Source organism: Kitasatospora sp. NPDC093558 (assembly GCF_040683475.1).
GTDB lineage: Bacteria > Actinomycetota > Actinomycetes > Streptomycetales > Streptomycetaceae > Kitasatospora.
The window spans coordinates 1-1,406 of record NZ_JBFBDY010001166.1; the positions used below are offsets into that span (position 1 = coordinate 1).

General features: G+C 72.1%; 3 protein-coding genes. 1 reads left to right on the forward strand and 2 read right to left on the reverse strand.

Going from position 1 to position 1,406, the window contains the following annotated elements:
* Positions 1 to 88: 88 nt before the first annotated feature.
* Positions 89 to 598 carry a hypothetical protein gene (locus AB0O00_RS39435; protein WP_363659487.1) on the reverse strand — a complete coding sequence of 170 codons (510 nt, stop codon included), beginning with the start codon at positions 596 to 598 and terminating at the stop codon, positions 89 to 91.
* Between the two features lie 79 nt (positions 599 to 677).
* Between AB0O00_RS39435 and AB0O00_RS39440 the strand changes: the two genes are divergently transcribed.
* The gene (locus AB0O00_RS39440) at positions 678 to 1,193 is read left to right on the forward strand and encodes a hypothetical protein (protein WP_363659488.1); all 516 of its coding nucleotides are present in this window, start codon (positions 678 to 680) and stop codon (positions 1,191 to 1,193) included.
* A gap of 27 nt (positions 1,194 to 1,220) precedes the next feature.
* Here the strand turns inward: AB0O00_RS39440 and AB0O00_RS39445 are convergent.
* A partial coding sequence (locus AB0O00_RS39445) for a hypothetical protein (protein ID WP_363659489.1) occupies positions 1,221 to 1,406 on the reverse strand: 186 nt, incomplete at its 5' end.

Genomic DNA, 1,406 nt, shown 5'->3' on the forward strand with positions numbered 1-1,406 from the left:
CTCTACTCCCCGGGCGTGCCCGTCCGCTTCGGACCTCCCACGCGCCCGGGCGGCCTGCCCACCCCTTGAGTCCCGCCGGCGATCCGGCTCACGGCCCGTCGGGGCAGAGGTGGCTGGACTCCCGCGCGTGGGCGCTGTACAGCGTGGGGTGATCCGGGTCCTCCATGGTGGTGAAGACGAAGTCCACGGTGACGTCCGCGAGTTCGTCAACGATGGTCACCATGCTGAACTGCGGCAGGGAGTGCGTCTCGGGACGCCGCTCCCACCGCACACCGGCGGCGGCGAAGGCGGCCGACAGCTCCTGGAAGCCGGGCGGACCGGGGAAGGAGCCGTACTCGCCGGGCCCGCCGACCGGAAGGACGACGTCGTCGTACCACGTCCGGACGGCGACCGCGCCGATGATCCCGCAGCGGCAGACGTCGACGGACAGGGCCCCGTACCGGAACCACACCGGCCACGGAATCTCGTCGACGACGCGACCCGAGTCCTCGGCCTCCCCTCGGCCGGGCACCGGGAACGGGCCGAGCGGCCGCAGTCCGGCGAAGTCCCCGGTCGCGCCGAACCGTGTCAGAAGGTCCACCAGCGTCGCCGTCTCCATGGCGATCATCATGCCATTGCGCGTTCGACCGGCCGAAAGGCGTTCGCACCCGCGTGCGCAGCCCGCGACAATGGCGGCCATGCAGCGCATCGAGTTCCTGACCTACCCCGCGGATGACGCCTCGTCGAACCTCCTGTGGGGGATCCGCATCGACGGCGTGGACCTGCGGGTTCACGCCGCCGAGGCCACCCGCGACCTCTGGCGCAGGGAATACATGGACGGGAGCCCGAGCGAGCTGGAACGCCTCCTGCTGACCCAGCACGACGGTCTGCCGGTCGAGGAAGTCGCCGACGCCGGACGCCACTTCCTCGGCGACCCCGCCCCGCAGTTCACCGGCGCCGGCGCCGGCCCCTGCTCGACCGCCGTCCTCGGCTGCTCCTGCGGGCTCTGGGGCTGCTGGCCGCTGCTCACGACCATCACCATCACTCCCGAGACCGTCACCTGGTCCGCCTTCCGGCAGCCCTTCCGCAAGGAGTGGGGCGAACTTCCCATGGGCCCGTACGTCTTCGCCCGCCCTGCCTACGAGGCCGCGCTCACCGCGCCCACTCGCCTCACCGGGGACCCGCTGGAGCTCGACGGAGAGCACGCGCCGTGACGTGAACGCGCCCTCGGCGCGGGCTCGTCACACCACGAAGACGGCGAGGATGGCGGCGAAGAGCAGCACGGTGACGATGGGCCAGTAGATCAGGTGGGCGGCCATGTTGCCGTTCCAGTCGAGCAGTTTCAGCCGGTGGGTGGAGGTGCCGGGGCTCCGGACGTTGCCGGGGCTCCGGACGCCACGGGCCCGGCGGGGACCGCCGGAGTGGCG